Source organism: Pseudomonas sp. Irchel 3A7 (assembly GCF_900187565.1).
In the GTDB taxonomy this organism is placed as follows: domain Bacteria; phylum Pseudomonadota; class Gammaproteobacteria; order Pseudomonadales; family Pseudomonadaceae; genus Aquipseudomonas.
In genome coordinates, this window is record NZ_FYED01000007.1 from 187,052 (window position 1) to 206,542 (window position 19,491).

Genomic DNA, 19,491 nt, shown 5'->3' on the forward strand with positions numbered 1-19,491 from the left:
GTAAACGTCGCCATGTCGATACTGCAGGCCATCAGAACCTTCCTCTTTTACCTGCTGCTGGGCACCAGCTCTTTGCTGTGGTGCAGCCTGAGCTTTTTTATCGCGCCCTTTCTCCCGTTCAAGGCGCGCTATCGCTTCATCAATGTGTACTGGTGCCGCTGCGCCTTGTGGCTGAGCAAGGTGTTCCTCGGTATCCGCTACGAAGTGAAGGGCGCCGAGAACGTGCCTGACCGGCCCTGTGTGATTCAATCGAATCACCAGAGCACTTGGGAAACGTTCTTTCTCTCGGCGTATTTCGAACCGTTGAGCCAGGTGCTCAAACGTGAGTTGTTGTATGTGCCGTTCTTTGGCTGGGCCATGGCCATGCTGCGTCCGATCGCCATCGACCGTGACAATCCGAAAGCCGCACTCAAGCACGTGGCGAAGAAGGGCGACGAGCTGCTCAAGGACAACGTCTGGGTGCTGATCTTCCCCGAAGGCACGCGCGTTCCTTACGGCACTATCGGCAAGTTCTCCCGGGGCGGGACTGCGCTGGCGGTCAATGCAGAGTTGCCCGTGCTGCCGATTGCGCACAATGCCGGGAAGTTCTGGCCCAAGACCGGTTGGGCAAAGAAGCAGGGTGTGATTACCGTGATCATTGGCGCACCGATGTTTGCCGAAGGCAGCGGACCGCGCGCCATTGCCGATTTGAACGACCGGGTCCAGGCCTGGAACGAGCAGATGCAACGGGAAATGGGCTCGCTCCCACCGACGCCGCAAGCTCCGGTTTCCAACGATCAGGTGGCCGTTTGAGTTTCTGTGGATAACCTGTGTACCGTTTTTGAGAAAAATGCTGTATCTCAATCATAAATTATTGATTTATATACATATTTCATAAACCGATAAATTTCCGAAAAACGTGCATAAGTTTTTTTCGGGCGCAAAAAAACCGGCTGATATAGCCGGTTTTTTTATACCTGTGCTCAGACCGTTTCCATCGCGAAGTGCAAACCAGATTGCGACCTTGCACACAATAAAAAAGGCCAACGCTTGAACGTTGGCCTTTTTTATTTGGCGGGCAATCTGAATCAGAAGTCCAGGTTGGAAACCGCCAGGGCGTTGCTTTCGATGAAGTCACGGCGAGGTTCGACCGCATCCCCCATGAGGGTGTTGAAGATCTGGTCGGCGCCAATGGCGTCTTCGATGGTCACTTTGAGCATCCGGCGAACGCTTGGGTCCATGGTGGTTTCCCACAGCTGGTCCGGGTTCATCTCACCCAGTCCTTTGTATCGCTGGATGGTGTGGCGCTTGGTGCTTTCTGCCATCAGCCAGTCAAGGGCTTCCTTGAACTCGGTGACCGCCTTCTTGCGCTCGCCACGCTGGATGTACGCGCCGTCGTCCAGCAGGGTGCTCAACTGAGCCCCGAGGGAAACAACGGTTTTGTAGTCATTGCTGCCGAAGAAGTCGCGGTTGAACGTGACGTAGTTCGACAGGCCGTGGGAGATCAGTTCGACCTCTGGCAGCCAGACATTACGTTCGCGGTCTTCACGCAGGCTCGCCTTGTACACCAGGCCCGACTTCTCGACGGTGCGCAGACGGACTTCGTACTGGGCCAGCCAATCCTGCATCGCTGCGTGATCGGACAGCTGCTCCAGGCTGACGGCCGGCAGGTAGATGAAGTGCTCGGTCAGTTCCTGTGGGTACAGGCGTGACAGGCGCTTGAGGGTCTTCATCACCAGACGGAAGTCATTCACCAGGCGCTCAAGGGCTTCACCGGAAATACCCGGTGCATCTTCGTTCAGGTGCAGGCTTGCATCTTCCAGGGCCGACTGCGTCATGTACTCTTCCATGGCGTCGTCGTCTTTGATGTATTGCTCTTGCTTGCCTTTCTTGACCTTATACAGCGGTGGCTGAGCGATATAGATGTAGCCACGCTCGATCAGCTCAGGCAGCTGACGGAAGAAGAAGGTCAGCAGCAGGGTACGGATGTGCGAACCGTCGACGTCAGCATCGGTCATGATGATGATGTTGTGATAACGCAGCTTGTCGATGTTGTACTCTTCGCGACCGATGCCACAGCCCAGCGCTGTGATCAAGGTGCCCACTTCCTGGGAAGAGATCATCTTGTCGAAACGCGCCTTCTCGACGTTCAGGATTTTACCCTTGAGCGGCAGAATCGCCTGAGTCTTACGGTTACGGCCCTGCTTGGCGGAACCGCCAGCAGAGTCACCTTCCACGAGGTACAGTTCGGAAAGGGCAGGGTCCTTTTCCTGGCAGTCAGCCAGTTTGCCCGGCAGGCCGGCGATGTCCAGGGCGCCTTTGCGGCGGGTCATCTCACGTGCCTTGCGCGCCGCTTCACGGGCACGAGCAGCGTCGATCATCTTGCCGACGACCAGCTTGGCTTCGTTCGGGTTTTCCAGCAGGAAGTCGGAGAAGTACTTACCCATTTCCTGTTCGACCGCGGTCTTCACTTCAGAAGACACCAGCTTGTCTTTGGTCTGGGAGCTGAACTTCGGATCCGGCACCTTCACCGAAATGATCGCTGTCAGGCCTTCACGGGCATCGTCACCGGTGGTCGCGACCTTGTGCTTCTTCGCCAGGCCTTCGGCTTCGATGTAGGTGTTCAGGTTACGCGTCAGCGCGGAACGGAAACCCACCAGGTGAGTACCGCCATCGCGCTGAGGAATGTTGTTGGTGAAGCACAACAGGTTCTCGTTGAAGCTGTCGTTCCACTGCAGGGCGATTTCCACGCCGATGCCGTCTTCACGCTGGATGTTGAAGTGGAACACCTGGTTGACCGGGGTCTTGTTGGTGTTCAGGTATTCAACGAATGCACGCAGGCCGCCTTCGTATTTGAACAGTTCTTCCTTGCCGCTGCGCTCGTCCTTGAGGACGATGCCGACACCGGAGTTGAGGAAGGACAGTTCACGAATCCGCTTGGCCAGGATGTCCCAGCTGAAGTGGATGTTCTTGAAGGTTTCGCTGGAAGCCTTGAAGTGAATCTGGGTACCGGTGGTTTCGCTGTCGCCGACAATTTTCATCGGCTCCTGCGGAACACCGTGCACGTAGGTCTGCTCCCAGATCTTGCCGCTACGGCGAACGGTCAGGACCAGCTCCTCAGACAGGGCGTTCACCACCGACACACCTACACCGTGCAGGCCGCCGGAAACCTTGTAGGAGTTGTCGTCGAACTTACCGCCGGCGTGCAGCACGGTCATGATGACCTCGGCTGCCGATACGCCTTCTTCTTTGTGCACGTCTACCGGGATACCACGGCCGTTGTCGCGAACGGTGATGGATTCATCCGGGTGGATGATGATGCTGATGTCGTCGCAATGGCCGGCCAGCGCTTCGTCGATCGAGTTATCAACCACCTCGAACACCATGTGGTGCAGACCGCTACCATCATCGGTGTCGCCAATGTACATACCGGGACGTTTGCGTACGGCATCCAGGCCTTTCAGCACTTTAATGCTCGTTGAGTCGTACGTATTTTCTTCGCTCAATGCCTTCACTCCCGATGGTCGTGGGTCTGGGTGATACGGCCCTGTTCCACGTGGAACAGAGCGACTGGCGTTTCCGTCTGCCAGCCTTCCCTCAATAATTCGTGATCTACACAGGTGATAAACACCTGGCAGCGTAAGTCTTCCAACAAGCGGCAAAGCGCGCGACGGTGGTGCTCGTCCAGTTCGGACGGCAGGTCATCCACCAGATAAATACACTGACCGCGGCGGATCTGGCTGACCAGATGCCCTTGAGCAATCCGTAATGCGCAAACCACCAACTTCTGCTGTCCGCGAGACAAGATGTCCGCGGCATTATGTGCGCCTAATCTGAGACGCAAATCTGCGCGTTGCGGTCCGGCTTGGGTATGCCCCATCTGCTGATCCCGTTGAAGGGAACCGGCGAGCACAGCGCTCAGCTCACGGTCCTTGTCCCAACCTCGGTAATAGCTGAGCGTCAAGCCCTCGAGCTCAACCAGTTCGCTCAAGGTCTGTTCAAAGACTGGCTTCAAGGCTTTGATATAAGCGCGGCGGTATTCATCAATTTCAGCGCTGGCCTGGCACAGTTCCCTGTCCCAAACCGCTTGCGAAACGGCGTCAAGTGTACCATGCCGCAGCCAAGAGTTTCTCTGGCGCAGGGCCTTCTGCAAACGCTGCCAGGTGGACATGAACCGTGGTTCCACGTGGAACACACCCCAGTCGAGGAACTGTCGGCGAATCTTCGGTGCACCTTCGAGCAGGCGAAAACTATCGGGGTTGATCAACTGTAGGGGCAGGATTTCGGCCAGCTGCGCAGCACTGCGAGCGTTTTGCCCGTCGATACGGATCTGGAACTCCCCCTGGCGGTCACGCGATATACCGAGGGCGCTATGTCCACCTTCAGCCAGCTCAACCTGGCCGAACACTGTGCATGCCAATTGCTCGTACTGAATGACCGGTAACAAACGGGTGCTGCGAAACGAACGGGCAAGCCCCAGCAGGTGGATGGCTTCCAGAACACTGGTTTTGCCGCTGCCGTTGGCGCCGTAAAGAATATTGATTCTGGGGGAGGGGGAGAAGGTCACCGGGTGCAGATTGCGCACCGCGGTGACCGAGACGCGACTTAAGGACATCTAGCTTCTGCTGAGCATGATTACAGACGCATCGGCATGACAACGTAGGCCGAGTCGTCATTGTCGGACTCTTGCACCAGCGCGCTGCTGTTGGAGTCGGACAGGATCAGACGAACTTGCTCGGTGGTCATCACGCCCAATACGTCGAGCAGGTAGCTCACGTTGAAGCCGATTTCCAGGGAGCTGCCGTTGTACTCAACACCCACCTCTTCTTCCGCTTCCTCTTGCTCCGGGTTGTTCGCCTGGATCTTCAGCTGACCATTGGCCAGTTGCAGACGGATACCCCGGTATTTCTCGTTGGACAGAATCGCGGTTCGGCTGAAAGCTTCGCGCAACGCCTGACGATCCCCCAGTACCAGCTTGTCACCGCCCTTGGGCAACACACGCTCGTAATCCGGGAACTTACCGTCGACCAGTTTGGAGGTGAAAGTAAATTCACCGGTGGTAGCGCGAATGTGGTGCTGACCCAGAACGATGCTGACGTTGCCGTCCGGTTCAGTCAGCAGACGCGCCAGTTCCAGAATGCCTTTGCGTGGCACGATGACCTGATGGCGATCCGGCTGGCCGATATCAGCCTGCATCGAACACATGGCCAGGCGGTGGCCGTCAGTGGCCACGGCCCGAATCACACCGGCCGAGACTTCCAGCAGCATGCCGTTGAGGTAGTAGCGCACATCCTGCTGGGCCATGGCGAAGCTGGTTCGCTCGATCAAGCGACGCAGCTTGCTTTGTTCAAGGCTGCAGGTCAGCGAACCCGGGCCTTCTTCTACCGTCGGGAAGTCATTGGCCGGCAAAGTCGACAGGGTGAAACGGCTACGGCCGGCCTTCACCACAAGCTTTTGCTCGTCCACCTTGATGTCGATCAGCGCATCGTTAGGCAAGCTTTTGCAGATATCCATCAGCTTGCGCGCAGGTACGGTGATGGAACCTGGTTCTGCGGGCTCTTCGAGTTGAACACGACCGACCAGCTCGACTTCCAGGTCAGTACCGGTCAGCGACAGTTGCTGGCCTTCGACAACCAGCAGCACGTTTGAGAGCACCGGCAAGGTCTGTCGGCGCTCAACGACGCCTGCGACCAGTTGCAGGGGTTTCAACAGGGCTTCGCGTTGAATGGTGAAATGCATGGTCTAGTCCCTTGCCTTAATTAGCTGCGCTGGTGTTCATCAAGTGGTCAGTGTACGCAGCAGGTTCTTGTAGTCCTCGCGGATGTCCGCGTCGGATTCCTTAAGTTCGTTGATCTTGCGACAGGCGTGCAAAACCGTCGTGTGGTCACGTCCGCCAAACACATCGCCAATTTCCGGCAGGCTGTGGTTGGTCAGTTCCTTGGACAACGCCATGGCGACCTGACGTGGACGGGCGACCGAACGCGAACGGCGTTTGGACAGCAAGTCGGAGATCTTGATCTTGTAGTACTCGGCGACGGTACGCTGAATGTTATCCACAGAGACCAATTTGTCTTGCAGCGCCAACAGATCCTTCAAAGATTCGCGAATCAACTCGATGGTGATGTCGCGGCCCATGAAGTGAGAGTGAGCGATCACACGCTTGAGCGCGCCTTCGAGTTCACGGACGTTGGAGCGAATGCGCTGGGCAATGAAGAACGCGGCGTCGTGGGGCAGCTCGACTTTGGCCTGGTCCGCCTTTTTCATCAGGATCGCCACGCGGGTTTCCAGCTCAGGCGGCTCGACAGCTACTGTCAGGCCCCAGCCGAAGCGGGATTTCAGGCGTTCTTCAAGGCCTTCGATTTCTTTCGGGTAGCGGTCACTGGTGAGAATGACTTGCTGGCCACCTTCAAGCAGGGCGTTGAAGGTGTGGAAAAACTCTTCCTGAGAGCGCTCCTTGCGAGCAAAGAACTGAATGTCGTCGATAAGCAAAGCGTCTACCGAGCGGTAGAAACGTTTGAATTCGTTGATCGCGTTCAGCTGCAAAGCCTTGACCATGTCCGCCACGAAGCGCTCGGAATGCAGGTAAACAACCTTGGCATTCGGGTTCTTCTTTAATAGGTGGTTACCCACAGCATGCATCAAGTGGGTTTTACCCAAGCCCACGCCACCATAAAGGAAGAGCGGGTTATAGCCATGCTTGGGGTTATCCGCGACCTGCCAGGCCGCAGCCCGGGCCAGTTGGTTGGATTTACCCTCAACGAAGTTTTCAAAGGTAAAGGTGCGGTTCAGGTAGCTGGTGTGCTTGAGCGCGCCTTCCACCTGCACAGTGCGTTGTTCCGCCCGAACCGGAGCCTGCTGCGAGCTGGCCCCCGCCATCGGGTCGAAACTGTCACGCGACGGCTCTTCCTCAATGACCTCGGCAACTTTTTGCGTTGCGCGTTTGGTTTGAGTCGTTGTCGGTGCGGGTGCCGGCGCAGTGATCTGGGCCGAAGCTGTCTGTATCTGGGAAGCTGCTGCAGCGGCAGCCAGGGGGGCATTCGGAGCGGCACGCGGTGCCGAACTGCGTTTGCTGCCTATTAATAAGGAAAGCGCTGGCGCCATCCCGTTGCCATGCTCATCCAGCAATTCCAGGACGCGACCCAGGTACTTTTCGTTGACCCAGTCCAGGACAAAACGATTGGGCGCGTAGACACGCAACTCGTCGCCTTCGGCTTCGACCTGTAGTGGACGGATCCAAGTGTTGAATTGTTGGGCAGGCAGCTCATCGCGCAAAAGCTCCACGCACTGCTGCCAAAGTTCCACTGACACGGATATCCCCTAAGTTGAAAGCCGGTGAGGCAAAAACAAGCGGCCATTGTAACGATCAGACGCCGACTTATCCACACGTAGGTGGGGCATCGACCAAGAAGAATCAGCGGTTTATACAAAAAAAAGACGACCAATGGTCTGTGCATAAGCTCTGTGGATAACCCGTCTTGAGGGCATTGCACAACTGGGGGCAAAACTCGGTGGATAACCTGCCTGTGGATAAACCGACTTTTCACACACAGGTTTTCCGACAGTGCAGCACAGGCTTAACACGGTTTTCCACCGTAGTTGTCATTCTCTGTACAGCTTGCAGTATAAGGTCTGAAGCCAGTTATCCACAGACGAACGTGCCTCTAGCTTTTATAAGCTTTACAGAAAAGCTTTAAATACTTTCCTTCTTTATTTTTATGTCTAGCGAAGGGTCAGAGTCCAGGCAGACGCTCTGGAGATCTATTTATAAGGAAACGTTGGTTGGAAATTGACCTAGAGGCTTGCTTTCTCTAGAATCCCCGGTCTCTTAAAACGGGGGCCATTCCGGCCCGTTGTGGACGAACCAGGTAACACGACAATGAAACGTACTTTCCAACCAAGCACTATCAAACGCGCTCGTACCCACGGTTTCCGTGCTCGCATGGCTACCAAGAACGGTCGTGCCGTCCTGTCGCGTCGTCGCGCCAAAGGTCGTGCGCGTCTGGCAGTTTGATAATCCGGCACTGGAGGTGAGTCAGGACTTCAGTCGGGAAAAGCGTCTGCTTACACCCCGGCATTTCAAGGCAGTCTTTGACTCCCCTACCGGCAAGGTTCCGGGGAAAAATCTCCTGCTCCTTGCGCGCAACAACGATCTTGATCACCCCCGTCTCGGGCTGGTTATCGGGAAAAAGAGCGTAAAGCTCTCCGTCGAGCGCAATCGCCTCAAACGTCTGATGCGCGAATCGTTTCGCCTCAACCAGGATTTACTGGTCGGCTGGGACATTGTTATCGTCGCGCGCAAAGGTTTGGGTGACGTAGAAAACCCCGAATTGATTCAGCATTTCGGCAAACTCTGGAAGCGTCTGGCACGTAGCACGCCGGTACCAGCAGTCAAAACCGAAACTGTAGGGGTAGACAGTCCAGATGCGTAAACTGGCCCTCGTTCCGATCCAGTTTTACCGCTATGCCATTAGTCCCCTGATGGCCAGTCACTGTCGTTTCTACCCCAGTTGTTCCTGCTACGCGTTGGAAGCCATCGAAAATCATGGCCTTCTGCGCGGTGGCTGGCTGACCTTTCGTCGTTTAGGTCGCTGTCATCCGTGGAATCCCGGTGGTTATGACCCGGTTCCACCTATCCCTACCTCCCGTTCTTCTTCGATGGCCGAGTAATCATGGATATCAAACGCACGATCCTGATCGTCGCCCTGGCAATCGTGTCCTACGTTCTGGTTCTTAAATGGAACCAGGATTATGGCCAGGCTGCCCTGCCGACTCAGAATGTTGCTTCCAGTACGACCGCACCGGGTCTCCCGGATACGGCAACTGGCAATAAAGCGTCCGTCAGTGACGACATTCCACACGCCGCAAACGATACCAGTGCACCTGCCGAAACTCCGGTAGCTGCAAGCACCGATCTCATTCAGATCAAAACGGATGTGCTCGATCTGGCTGTCGATCCACAAGGTGGTGATGTTGCCCAGCTGAAACTGCCGCTGTATCCACGTCGTCAGGATCATCCGGAAATTCCATTCCAGCTGTTCGACAACGGTAACGAGCGCACTTATCTGGCACAAAGCGGCCTGATCGGCAGCAACGGCCCGGACGCAAGTCCTGCCGGTCGTCCTGTTTACTCCTCGGAGAAGAAGATTTATCAACTGGCTGACGGTCAGGACCAATTGGTCGTGGACCTGAAGTTCAGCAAGGACGGCGTCAATTACATCAAGCGTTTCACTCTGAAGCGCGGCCTGTATGACGTAACCGTTTCCTACCTGATCGACAACCAGAGCGCTCAGCCCTGGTCCGGGGCGATGTTCGCGCAATTGAAGCGTGACGCCAGCTCCGATCCGTCTTCCAGCACTGCCACCGGCACCGCGACTTACCTGGGCGCCGCCCTGTGGACAAGTAACGAGCCATACAAGAAAGTGTCGATGAGCGACATGGACAAGGCTCAGCTGAAAGAAACCGTCACCGGTGGTTGGGTTGCCTGGTTGCAACACTACTTCGTGACCGCGTGGATTCCGGCCAAGGGCGAAAACAACATCGTCCAGACCCGTAAAGACAGCAAAGGCAACTACATTATCGGTTACACCGGTCCATCTCTGACCGTTGCGCCGGGTGCGAAGGCTGAAACCAGCGCTACTTTGTACGCCGGTCCGAAAAGCCAGGCAGTGCTGAAAGAGTTGTCCCCAGGTCTTGAACTGACCGTCGACTACGGCATTCTGTGGTTCATCGCTCAACCTATCTTCTGGTTACTGCAACATATCCACGCCATTGTGGGTAACTGGGGCTGGTCGATCATTTTCCTGACCATGCTGATCAAAGGGATCTTCTTCCCGTTGTCGGCTGCCAGCTACAAATCCATGGCGCGCATGCGTGCAGTGGCACCGAAACTGGCTGCGTTGAAAGAGCAACATGGCGATGACCGGCAGAAAATGTCGCAAGCCATGATGGAGCTGTACAAGAAAGAGAAGATCAATCCGCTGGGTGGTTGCTTGCCAATCCTCGTGCAGATGCCGGTTTTCCTTTCGTTGTACTGGGTTCTGCTGGAAAGCGTTGAAATGCGCCAAGCGCCGTTCATGCTGTGGATCACTGACCTGTCGATCAAGGATCCGTTCTTCATTCTGCCGATCATCATGGGCGCAACCATGTTCATCCAGCAGCAGCTGAACCCGACTCCACCGGATCCGATGCAGGCCAAGGTGATGAAGATGATGCCAATCATCTTCACCTTCTTCTTCCTGTGGTTCCCGGCCGGTCTGGTGCTGTACTGGGTAGTGAACAACTGCCTGTCGATCGCCCAACAGTGGTACATCACTCGTAAGATTGAAGCAGCTGCCAAAGCGACTGCCTGATTTACACTGTGGATAACCACTCAGAACGCCCCCTAGTGGGGCGTTTTGCTATCTGTCACTTTTGTCTGGATACCGGTTTATGAGCGCTCCTCGTGAAACCATTGCCGCGGTCGCCACTGCTCAAGGTCGGGGCGGCGTGGGTATTGTCCGTATTTCCGGGCCGTTGGCCAGCGTTGCGGCCACGGCCTTCAGCGGTCGCGAACTCAAACCGCGATACGCCCATTATGGTCCGTTCCTCGGTGAAAACGACGAGGTGCTGGATCAGGGGATAGCACTGTACTTTCCTGGACCGAACTCGTTCACCGGCGAAGACGTGCTGGAGTTGCAGGGCCATGGCGGCCCTATCGTTCTGGATATGCTGCTCAAACGCTGCCTTGAACTGGGTTGCCGTCTCGCCCGGCCGGGGGAATTCAGCGAACGCGCCTTCCTCAATGACAAACTCGACCTGGCCCAAGCCGAAGCAATCGCAGACTTGATCGAGGCGAGTTCTGCACAGGCGGCACGCAACGCCCTGCGCTCGTTGCAAGGTGCATTTTCCCAGCGTGTGCATAACCTCACCGAACAACTTATCGGCCTGCGCATCTACGTCGAAGCGGCGATCGATTTTCCGGAAGAAGAGATCGACTTCCTTGCCGATGGCCATGTGCTGAGCATGCTCGATAAAGTACGAGACGAGTTATCCACCGTCTTGCGCGAGGCCGGGCAGGGTGCCCTGCTGCGCGACGGTATGACCGTGGTGATTGCCGGTCGGCCGAATGCCGGTAAATCCAGCCTGCTCAACGCATTGGCCGGTCGCGAAGCGGCCATTGTGACCGAAATTGCCGGCACGACCCGCGACGTCCTGCGCGAACATATCCACATCGACGGCATGCCGCTGCACGTGGTCGATACCGCAGGCCTTCGCGATACCGACGATCATGTGGAAAAAATCGGCGTCGAGCGCGCATTGAAAGCTATTGGCGAGGCAGATCGCGTGCTGTTGGTCGTTGATGCCACGGCTCCCGAAGCGGCTGATCCCTTCGCCTTGTGGCCAGAATTCCTCGAAACCCGTCCAGATCCGTCAAAAGTCACGCTGATCCGTAACAAGGCTGACTTGACCGGGGAAGCGATGGCCCTGGATGTCAGCGACGATGGCCATGTCACCATCAGTCTAAGTGCCAAGTCTGCAGGCGTCGGCCTGGAACTGCTGCGTGAACACCTCAAGGCCTGTATGGGATATGAGCAAACCTCGGAGAGCAGCTTCAGCGCTCGCCGGCGTCACCTTGAGGCCTTGCGCCATGCCAGTGACTCCCTGGAACACGGACGCTCGCAATTGACACTGGCCGGTGCCGGCGAACTGCTGGCGGAGGATTTGCGACAAGCTCAGCAATCTCTTGGGGAAATCACTGGAGCCTTCAGCTCTGATGATCTGCTAGGGCGAATTTTCTCCAGCTTCTGCATCGGTAAATAGTCCTTCCGTTCTCCACAGGCAGGCCATTCGTGCCTGCCTGTTCTCTTCTTTTTTCTGAAACGCAACCTCCAGTGCTGAGCGGATTCTTTCTGCTTGAGCGGATCAGTCGTACCCAAATTTCCGCCATCCAACGCTTTTTCTGTGGATTAAGCTCTGTGAATAACTGCCACTGAGGGCAGTTGATAACAGGGCCTCAAAACTGAAGGTAACCACCTCTGTGGATAACCATCCCATTCATCCACAGGCTTAAAGCGGTTATCCAAGGGCCTCCTTGGCACATGACCACAGGGTTTTGAATCTCTGTACACATTGAAAATAAAAGGCTACGTGAATCTATCCACAGAAAGGTCAGTCAGTAGAAATAAACATAAAAACAAAGATTTAATAAATTTCTCTCTTTTTAATTTCTATAACCGTGACTTCTCCACAGCTGGTTAAATTTTGTGCAAAGGGTTCTTTAGGAAGGGCGAAGTCCCTATACTTGTCGACCAGGTCCAAAAACCTGAGCTCAAACTATTCCTGAATTACCTACTTAAGCAGGCACGAGGTGCGTGGTGGATTTCCCTTCCCGTTTTGAAGTGATCGTCATCGGCGGCGGTCATGCCGGTACCGAGGCAGCACTGGCCTCAGCACGCATGGGGGTGAAAACCCTGTTGCTGACGCACAACGTGGAAACCCTCGGTGCCATGAGCTGCAACCCAGCCATTGGCGGCATTGGCAAAAGTCATCTGGTCAAGGAAATCGACGCCCTTGGCGGCGCAATGGCCATGGCTACCGATAAAGGTGGTATTCAATTTCGCGTATTGAACAGCCGCAAAGGCCCGGCCGTGCGCGCCACTCGCGCTCAAGCCGACCGGGTTCTTTACAAGGCCGCTGTCCGTGAAATCCTGGAAAACCAGCCGAACCTGTGGATATTTCAACAAGCCGCCGATGATCTGATCGTCGAGCAAGACCAGGTACGTGGTGTAGTCACTCAAATGGGTCTGCGTTTTCTCGCCGATTCGGTTGTTTTGACCACAGGCACCTTCCTGGGTGGACTTATCCACATCGGCATGCAGAATTTTTCCGGTGGACGTGCCGGAGATCCACCGTCGATCGCCCTCGCTCACCGCTTGCGTGAATTGCCTTTACGGGTTGGTCGCCTGAAAACCGGTACACCGCCGCGTATTGACGCCCGATCTGTGGATTTCTCGGTCATGACCGAGCAAGCGGGTGACACGCCGATTCCGGTGATGTCGTTCATGGGTTCCAAAGAGCAGCATCCACGGCAGATCAGTTGCTGGATTACCCATACCAACGCGCGTACCCACGAAATCATTGCTGCCAACCTGGATCGATCGCCGATGTATTCCGGTGTGATCGAAGGCATTGGCCCGCGTTACTGCCCGTCGATTGAAGACAAGATCCATCGTTTTGCCGACAAGGAAAGCCATCAGGTCTTCATCGAGCCGGAAGGCCTGACCACAAACGAGCTGTATCCGAACGGGATATCCACATCCCTGCCGTTCGATGTGCAATTGCAGATCGTGCAATCGATCCGCGGCATGGAAAACGCGCACATCGTGCGTCCGGGTTACGCCATCGAATATGACTACTTCGATCCGCGTGACCTGAAGTACAGCCTGGAAACCAAAGTCATCGGCGGCCTGTTCTTTGCCGGACAGATCAACGGCACCACCGGTTACGAAGAAGCCGGCGCCCAGGGTTTGTTGGCGGGAACCAACGCCGCGCTGCGTGCACAAGGCAAAGACGCCTGGTGCCCACGTCGCGATGAGGCGTACATCGGGGTGTTGGTTGACGACCTGATTACGCTCGGCACCCAAGAGCCGTACCGTATGTTCACTTCCCGCGCCGAGTACCGCCTGATTCTGCGTGAAGACAACGCCGACCTGCGCTTGACCGAAAAAGGTCGCGAACTGGGTCTGGTCAATGACGAGCGTTGGGCTGCGTTCAGCAAAAAGCGCGAAAGTATCGCGCAGGAAGAACAGCGACTGAAAAGCACCTGGGTTCGCCCCGGTACTGCACAAGGCGATGCGATTGCCGAAAAATTCGGCACGCCGCTGACCCACGAATACAACTTGCTCAACCTCTTGAGCCGTCCGGAAATCGACTACGCTGGTCTGATCGCCGTAACCGGTGAAGGTGCAGAAGATCCACAGGTCGCCGAGCAGGTCGAAATCAAGACCAAATATGCCGGTTACATCGATCGTCAACAGGATGAAATCGCCCGTCTACGCGCCAGCGAAGACACGAAACTGCCTGTGGATATCGATTACACGAATATTTCCGGTCTCTCCAAAGAGATCCAGAGCAAGCTCGGTGCGACCCGTCCGGAAACCCTGGGCCAGGCGTCGCGTATTCCGGGCGTTACCCCAGCGGCGATTTCGCTGTTGATGATTCATTTGAAAAAACGCGGCGCGGGCCGTCAGTTGGAGCAAAGCGCTTGAGTTCGTTGGTCACCTCGCAACATGCCGAAGAGTTATCCACAGGCGCTCGCCAGCTCGGTGTCACGCTGACAGAAACCCAGCACGCGCAATTGCTGGGTTACCTGGCCCTGTTGATCAAATGGAACAAGGCTTACAACCTGACCGCGGTGCGCGATCCGGACGAAATGGTGTCCCGTCATTTGCTCGATAGCTTGAGTGTGATGTCGTTCATCGAAAACGGCCGCTGGCTGGACGTTGGCAGTGGCGGCGGTATGCCGGGTATTCCGCTGGCGATCCTGTTTCCGCAGTCTCAAGTCACCTGTCTGGACAGCAACGGCAAGAAAACCCGCTTTCTGACCCAGGTCAAACTCGAACTCAAACTGGATAACCTGCAAGTTATCCACAGTCGCGTCGAAGCTTTCCAGCCAGCTCAGCCGTTCAACGGGATCATTTCCCGGGCGTTCAGCAGCATGGAGAACTTCACCAACTGGACGCGTCACCTCGGTGATACCGATACACGTTGGCTGGCAATGAAGGGCGTTCATCCCGCCGATGAGCTGGTAGCATTGCCGACAGACTTCCACCTCGATAGCGAACACGCCCTGGCCGTACCCGGTTGCCAAGGCCAACGCCATCTGCTGATACTGCGCCGCACGGCATGATTGGGAACACAAGCAAGAATGGCTAAGGTATTCGCGATAGCGAACCAAAAGGGTGGTGTGGGCAAGACCACCACCTGCATCAACCTCGCAGCATCCCTCGTCGCAACCAAGCGCCGGGTGTTGTTGATCGATCTCGATCCACAGGGCAACGCCACCATGGGTAGCGGTGTGGATAAACACGGCCTGGAAAACTCGGTCTATGACCTGCTGATCGGCGAGTGCGATCTGGCCCAGGCCATGCATTACTCGGAGCACGGTGGTTACCAGCTGTTGCCGGCCAACCGCGACCTGACGGCCGCCGAAGTGGTTTTGCTGGAAATGCAGATGAAGGAAAGCCGCCTGCGCAGTGCGCTGGCGCCGATCCGTGAAAACTACGATTACATCCTGATCGACTGCCCGCCGTCGCTTTCGATGCTCACCTTGAACGCATTGGTTGCCGCTGACGGGGTGATTATCCCCATGCAGTGCGAGTACTTCGCACTCGAAGGCTTGAGCGACCTTGTGGATAACATCAAGCGCATCGCTGAGTTGCTGAACCCGAACCTCAAGGTCGAAGGCCTGTTGCGTACGATGTACGACCCGCGCCTGAGCCTGATGAACGATGTGTCGGCGCAGCTCAAGGAACACTTCGGTGATCAGCTCTACGACACGGTCATTCCGCGCAACATTCGACTGGCCGAAGCTCCAAGCTACGGTATGCCGGCGTTGGCGTACGACAAAGCATCGCGCGGCGCTGTAGCCTATCTGGCTCTGGCCGGGGAAATGGTTCGTCGTCAGCGTAAAAACTCACGCATCGCCGCTGCTCAGGCAACTTAAGGAATCCCCATGGCCGTCAAGAAACGAGGTCTCGGACGTGGACTGGATGCACTGCTGAGTGGTCCGACTGTCAGCTCGCTGGAAGAACAAGCGGCGCAAGCCGATCAGCGTGAGCTGCAACATCTGCCACTGGACCTGCTCCAGCGCGGCAAATACCAGCCGCGTCGGGACATGGATCCCCAGGCGCTGGAAGAACTGGCACAGTCGATCAAGGCCCAGGGCGTCATGCAGCCCATCGTGGTTCGTCCGATTGGCAGCGGCCGTTTTGAAATCATTGCTGGTGAACGCCGCTGGCGTGCCAGCCAGCAAGCCGGGCAGGAAACCATCCCTGCGATGGTTCGCGACGTGCCCGATGAAACCGCGATCGCCATCGCGCTGATCGAGAACATCCAGCGCGAAGACCTGAATCCGATTGAAGAAGCGATGGCCTTGCAGCGTCTGCAGCAGGAGTTCCAGTTGACCCAGCAACAGGTGGCCGAAGCCGTCGGTAAGTCCCGGGTGACCGTGGCCAACCTGCTGCGCCTGATCTCGTTGCCGGAAGTCATCAAGACGATGTTGTCCCATGGCGATCTGGAAATGGGCCATGCCCGTGCTTTGCTCGGTTTGCCGGACAATCAACAGGTCGAAGGGGCGCGACATGTTGTCGCACGCGGACTCACCGTGCGCCAAACCGAGGCACTGGTTCGTCAGTGGTTGAGTGGCAAACCCGAGCCCGTCGAACCCGTAAAACCAGACCCGGATATCGCCCGATTGGAGCAGCGTCTGGCCGAGCGCCTAGGCTCTGCGGTGCAGATTCGGCACGGGAAGAAGGGAAAAGGGCAGTTGGTGATTGGCTACAACTCCCTGGATGAGCTTCAAGGCGTGCTCGCACATATTCGCTGAAACATTTCCTCATGTAGCGCGCAGTCGGAAATCACTACCTGACAGTTGAATAGGGGCAGAACCGCCCCTATACTCTGCGCGCATTTTGTCGGCACAAATTATGCCAAGTTATTGAATTTCGGCAGCCGACCATTGGAGAGCAATAGTGATGGAAACCCGCACGCCAAACCGCTTGCCGTTCCATCGCCTCGCGGTTTTTCCGGTGTTAATGGCTCAATTTGTCATTTTGCTCATTGCCGCTCTGGCGCTCTGGCAATGGTATGGAGTCGTTGCCGGGTACTCGGGACTTTGCGGAGGCCTGATAGCCTTGCTTCCCAATGTTTATTTCGCTCACAGGGCATTTCGGTTTTCCGGCGCCCGAGCAGCTCAAGCCATCGTCCGGTCTTTTTATGCCGGCGAGGCGGGCAAACTGATTTTGACGGCAGTGCTGTTTGCACTGGTGTTTGCAGGTGTGAAGCCATTGGCGCCGATAGCAGTCTTCGGTGCCTTCGTGCTGACTCAGTCGGTCAGCTGGTTCGCTCCCCTGCTGATGAGAACAAGACTTTCGAGACCTTAGGGCGTTTGAGGCAACCATGGCAGAAACAACCGCTTCGGGCTATATCCAGCACCACTTGCAGAACCTGACTTTCGGTCAGCACCCTACCGGCGGCTGGGGCTTTGCCCACACCGCAGCAGAAGCCAAGGAAATGGGCTTCTGGGCTTTCCACGTCGATACCCTCGGCTGGTCGGTCGCATTGGGTCTGATTTTCGTTCTTCTTTTCCGCATGGCGGCAAAGAAGGCGACATCCGGTCAGCCAGGTGCTTTGCAGAACTTCGTTGAAGTATTGGTCGAATTCGTCGATGGCAGCGTGAAAGACAGCTTCCATGGCCGTAGCCCGGTGATCGCACCGCTGGCACTGACCATCTTCGTCTGGGTGTTCCTGATGAACGCCGTCGACCTGGTACCGGTCGACTGGATTCCTCAGCTGGCCATCATGATCTCCGGCGATGCACACATCCCGTTCCGTGCCGTGTCGACCACCGACCCGAACGCGACCCTGGGCATGGCGTTCTCGGTTTTCGCACTGATCATTTTCTATAGCATCAAGGTCAAGGGCCTCGGCGGTTTCATCGGCGAGCTGACCCTGCACCCGTTCGGCAGCAAGAACATCTTCGTTCAGGCCCTGCTGATCCCGGTGAACTTCCTGCTGGAATTCGTGACCCTGATCGCCAAGCCGATTTCCCTGGCTCTGCGTCTGTTCGGCAACATGTATGCCGGCGAGCTGGTGTTCATCCTGATCGCTGTGATGTTCGGCAGCGGCCTGCTCTGGCTCAGCGGCCTGGGCGTTGTTCTGCAGTGGGCGTGGGCAGTGTTCCACATCCTGATCATCACCCTGCAGGCGTTCATCTTCATGATGCTGACCATCGTCTACCTGTCGATGGCGCACGAAGAAAACCATTAAGACCAGTCTCGACTAGTCTGATGTCCCTCCCGGTCAAACGGGAGGGGAGTCCTTGGGGGCTCTGAAACGATTTGTTTTACCGCTTTAATCTAAAAAACCTAAACCATACGACGTAAAAGTCGGGAGGAAAGATGGAAACTGTAGTTGGTCTAACCGCTATCGCTGTTGCACTGTTGATCGGCCTGGGCGCACTGGGTACCGCAATTGGTTTCGGCCTGCTGGGCGGCAAGTTCCTGGAAGGCGCAGCGCGTCAGCCAGAAATGGTTCCAATGCTGCAAGTTAAAATGTTCATCGTTGCCGGTCTGCTCGACGCCGTAACCATGATCGGTGTTGGTATCGCTCTGTTCTTCACCTTTGCGAACCCGTTCGTTGGTCAGATCGCTGGCTAATTACTCGGATCTTCCGAGTGATTTGATGTGATGGACAACGTAACTGCGAGGTGTTGGCGTGAACATTAATGCGACCCTGATTGGCCAGTCCGTTGCGTTCCTCATTTTTGTACTGTTCTGCATGAAGTTCGTATGGCCTCCGGTCATCGCGGCACTGCACGAACGTCAAAAGAAGATCGCGGATGGACTGGACGCTGCCAGCCGAGCAGCTCGCGACCTGGAGTTGGCCCAAGAGAAAGCGGGTCACCAACTGCGCGAAGCGAAAGCTCAGGCAGCTGAAATCATCGAGCAAGCCAAGAAGCGCGGTACCCAGATTGTCGACGAAGCCCGTGAACAGGCTCGCGTCGAAGCTGACCGTGTGAAGGCTCAGGCTCAGGCCGAGATCGAACAGGAACTGAACAGCGTCAAAGACGCGCTGCGCGCCCAAGTGGGTAGCCTGGCCGTTGACGGTGCTTCGAAGATCCTGGGCAAGTCAATCGATCAAAACGCGCACGCAGAGCTGGTTAACCAACTGGCTGCTGAAATCTAAGCGAGGGCGATCATGGCAGAACTGACCACGTTGGCCCGACCTTACGCTAAGGCGGCCTTCGAGCACGCTCAGGCCCACCAGCAACTGGCCAATTGGTCAGCCATGCTCGGCCTGGCTGCAGCGGTGTCGGAAGACGACACCATGCAGCGCGTGCTCAAGGCCCCGCGACTGACGAGCGCAGAAAAGGCCGCCACGTTCATTGACGTGTGCGGCGACAAGTTTGATGCCAAGGCACAGAACTTCATTAACGTCGTTGCCGAAAACGAACGTCTCCTGCTGTTGCCGGAGATCGCCGCTCTGTTTGACCTGTACAAGGCTGAGCAAGAGAAGTCGGTAGACGTTGAAGTCACCAGTGCATTCGCATTGAACCAAGAACAGCAAGACAAACTCGCCAAGGTTCTCAGTGCACGACTCAACCGGGAAGTGCGCCTGCAAGTCGAGGAAGATTCATCCCTTATTGGGGGTGTCGTCATCCGCGCCGGCGACCTGGTTATCGATGGCTCGATTCGCGGCAAAATCGCGAAACTTGCCGAAGCATTGAAATCTTGAGTTTGAAGGGGCAGCAGA

At 56.3% G+C, this 19,491-nt stretch carries 19 protein-coding genes; 15 read left to right on the plus strand and 4 right to left on the minus strand.

All coding sequences use genetic code 11. The features are described from left to right. Window positions 1-12: 12 nt before the first annotated feature. Window positions 13-792: a 1-acyl-sn-glycerol-3-phosphate acyltransferase gene (locus CKW21_RS13840; RefSeq protein WP_095194523.1), complete on the plus strand. Its 780-nt coding sequence runs from the start codon at window positions 13-15 to the stop codon at window positions 790-792. Between the two features lie 275 nt (window positions 793-1,067). Here CKW21_RS13840 and gyrB read toward each other — a convergent pair whose 3' ends face one another. Genes gyrB through dnaA form a run of 4 tightly spaced genes read right to left on the minus strand, consistent with a single transcriptional unit; the run spans window position 1,068 to window position 7,287 of the window. Then, window positions 1,068-3,485: a DNA topoisomerase (ATP-hydrolyzing) subunit B gene (gyrB, locus tag CKW21_RS13845; RefSeq protein ID WP_095194652.1), complete on the minus strand. Its 2,418-nt coding sequence runs from the start codon at window positions 3,483-3,485 to the stop codon at window positions 1,068-1,070. 5 nt (window positions 3,486-3,490) lie between these two features. Continuing rightward, on the minus strand, window positions 3,491-4,594 hold the full coding sequence (recF, locus tag CKW21_RS13850) for a DNA replication/repair protein RecF (protein WP_095194524.1): 1,104 nt from the start codon (window positions 4,592-4,594) through the stop codon (window positions 3,491-3,493). Between the two features lie 20 nt (window positions 4,595-4,614). Then, window positions 4,615-5,718, minus strand: a complete 1,104-nt coding sequence (dnaN, locus tag CKW21_RS13855; RefSeq protein ID WP_095194525.1) for a DNA polymerase III subunit beta — start codon at window positions 5,716-5,718, stop codon at window positions 4,615-4,617. 39 nt (window positions 5,719-5,757) lie between these two features. Further along, window positions 5,758-7,287 carry a chromosomal replication initiator protein DnaA gene (gene dnaA / locus CKW21_RS13860; RefSeq protein ID WP_095194526.1) on the minus strand — a complete coding sequence of 510 codons (1,530 nt, stop codon included), beginning with the start codon at window positions 7,285-7,287 and terminating at the stop codon, window positions 5,758-5,760. 568 nt (window positions 7,288-7,855) lie between these two features. Between dnaA and rpmH the strand changes: the two genes are divergently transcribed. From rpmH to CKW21_RS13935, 14 genes are all read left to right on the plus strand, one after another. Next, entirely contained in the window at window positions 7,856-7,990 is a 135-nt protein-coding gene (rpmH, locus tag CKW21_RS13865; RefSeq protein ID WP_003213577.1) for a 50S ribosomal protein L34, read from the plus strand. 16 nt (window positions 7,991-8,006) lie between these two features. Continuing rightward, entirely contained in the window at window positions 8,007-8,408 is a 402-nt protein-coding gene (gene rnpA / locus CKW21_RS13870; RefSeq protein ID WP_197677877.1) for a ribonuclease P protein component, read from the plus strand. Then, window positions 8,401-8,646, plus strand: coding sequence for a membrane protein insertion efficiency factor YidD (gene yidD, locus CKW21_RS13875; protein WP_010207715.1), 246 nt, complete (start codon window positions 8,401-8,403; stop codon window positions 8,644-8,646). Before rnpA ends, yidD begins: the two co-directional genes overlap by 8 nt. Window positions 8,647-8,648: 2 nt before the next feature. Continuing rightward, a complete protein-coding gene (gene yidC, locus CKW21_RS13880; RefSeq protein ID WP_095194527.1) occupies window positions 8,649-10,328 on the plus strand; it encodes a membrane protein insertase YidC in 1,680 nt (559 codons plus the stop codon). A 79-nt stretch (window positions 10,329-10,407) separates the two neighbouring features. Further along, a complete protein-coding gene (gene mnmE, locus CKW21_RS13885; RefSeq protein ID WP_095194528.1) occupies window positions 10,408-11,778 on the plus strand; it encodes a tRNA uridine-5-carboxymethylaminomethyl(34) synthesis GTPase MnmE in 1,371 nt (456 codons plus the stop codon). A 554-nt stretch (window positions 11,779-12,332) separates the two neighbouring features. Then, the gene (gene mnmG / locus CKW21_RS13895) at window positions 12,333-14,225 is read left to right on the plus strand and encodes a tRNA uridine-5-carboxymethylaminomethyl(34) synthesis enzyme MnmG (protein ID WP_095194529.1); all 1,893 of its coding nucleotides are present in this window, start codon (window positions 12,333-12,335) and stop codon (window positions 14,223-14,225) included. Further along, window positions 14,222-14,866: a 16S rRNA (guanine(527)-N(7))-methyltransferase RsmG gene (gene rsmG / locus CKW21_RS13900; RefSeq protein WP_095194530.1), complete on the plus strand. Its 645-nt coding sequence runs from the start codon at window positions 14,222-14,224 to the stop codon at window positions 14,864-14,866. The genes mnmG and rsmG overlap by 4 nt, the downstream gene beginning before the upstream one ends. Before the next feature lie 18 nt (window positions 14,867-14,884). After that, window positions 14,885-15,682 (plus strand): ParA family protein, encoded by a 798-nt coding sequence (locus CKW21_RS13905; RefSeq protein ID WP_095194531.1) that lies wholly within the window; start codon window positions 14,885-14,887, stop codon window positions 15,680-15,682. Between the two features lie 9 nt (window positions 15,683-15,691). Continuing rightward, window positions 15,692-16,564 (plus strand): ParB/RepB/Spo0J family partition protein, encoded by an 873-nt coding sequence (locus CKW21_RS13910; RefSeq protein ID WP_095194532.1) that lies wholly within the window; start codon window positions 15,692-15,694, stop codon window positions 16,562-16,564. A 148-nt stretch (window positions 16,565-16,712) separates the two neighbouring features. Then, a complete protein-coding gene (locus tag CKW21_RS13915; RefSeq protein WP_095194533.1) occupies window positions 16,713-17,120 on the plus strand; it encodes a F0F1 ATP synthase subunit I in 408 nt (135 codons plus the stop codon). A 16-nt stretch (window positions 17,121-17,136) separates the two neighbouring features. After that, window positions 17,137-18,006, plus strand: coding sequence for a F0F1 ATP synthase subunit A (gene atpB / locus CKW21_RS13920; RefSeq protein ID WP_095194534.1), 870 nt, complete (start codon window positions 17,137-17,139; stop codon window positions 18,004-18,006). 131 nt (window positions 18,007-18,137) lie between these two features. Next, window positions 18,138-18,395: a F0F1 ATP synthase subunit C gene (gene atpE / locus CKW21_RS13925; RefSeq protein WP_003097235.1), complete on the plus strand. Its 258-nt coding sequence runs from the start codon at window positions 18,138-18,140 to the stop codon at window positions 18,393-18,395. 58 nt (window positions 18,396-18,453) lie between these two features. Further along, a complete protein-coding gene (locus tag CKW21_RS13930) occupies window positions 18,454-18,924 on the plus strand; it encodes a F0F1 ATP synthase subunit B (RefSeq protein ID WP_095194535.1) in 471 nt (156 codons plus the stop codon). Window positions 18,925-18,936: 12 nt separating this feature from the next. Further along, window positions 18,937-19,473, plus strand: coding sequence for a F0F1 ATP synthase subunit delta (locus tag CKW21_RS13935; protein ID WP_095194536.1), 537 nt, complete (start codon window positions 18,937-18,939; stop codon window positions 19,471-19,473). Window positions 19,474-19,491 lie beyond the last annotated feature (18 nt).

Excerpts from the sequence above, each read along its gene's own strand:
- dnaN (WP_095194525.1), bottom strand. The coding sequence starts at position 5,718 with ATGCATTTCACCATTCAACGCGAAGCCCTGTTGAAACCCCTGCAACTG.
- atpB (WP_095194534.1), top strand. The coding sequence starts at position 17,137 with ATGGCAGAAACAACCGCTTCGGGCTATATCCAGCACCACTTGCAGAAC.
- atpE (WP_003097235.1), top strand. The coding sequence starts at position 18,138 with ATGGAAACTGTAGTTGGTCTAACCGCTATCGCTGTTGCACTGTTGATC.
- CKW21_RS13905 (WP_095194531.1), top strand. The coding sequence starts at position 14,885 with ATGGCTAAGGTATTCGCGATAGCGAACCAAAAGGGTGGTGTGGGCAAG.
- CKW21_RS13910 (WP_095194532.1), top strand. The coding sequence starts at position 15,692 with ATGGCCGTCAAGAAACGAGGTCTCGGACGTGGACTGGATGCACTGCTG.
- yidD (WP_010207715.1), top strand. The coding sequence starts at position 8,401 with ATGCGTAAACTGGCCCTCGTTCCGATCCAGTTTTACCGCTATGCCATT.
- CKW21_RS13915 (WP_095194533.1), top strand. The coding sequence starts at position 16,713 with ATGGAAACCCGCACGCCAAACCGCTTGCCGTTCCATCGCCTCGCGGTT.
- CKW21_RS13935 (WP_095194536.1), top strand. The coding sequence starts at position 18,937 with ATGGCAGAACTGACCACGTTGGCCCGACCTTACGCTAAGGCGGCCTTC.
- mnmE (WP_095194528.1), top strand. The coding sequence starts at position 10,408 with ATGAGCGCTCCTCGTGAAACCATTGCCGCGGTCGCCACTGCTCAAGGT.
- recF (WP_095194524.1), bottom strand. The coding sequence starts at position 4,594 with ATGTCCTTAAGTCGCGTCTCGGTCACCGCGGTGCGCAATCTGCACCCG.
- CKW21_RS13840 (WP_095194523.1), top strand. The coding sequence starts at position 13 with ATGTCGATACTGCAGGCCATCAGAACCTTCCTCTTTTACCTGCTGCTG.
- rpmH (WP_003213577.1), top strand. The coding sequence starts at position 7,856 with ATGAAACGTACTTTCCAACCAAGCACTATCAAACGCGCTCGTACCCAC.
- yidC (WP_095194527.1), top strand. The coding sequence starts at position 8,649 with ATGGATATCAAACGCACGATCCTGATCGTCGCCCTGGCAATCGTGTCC.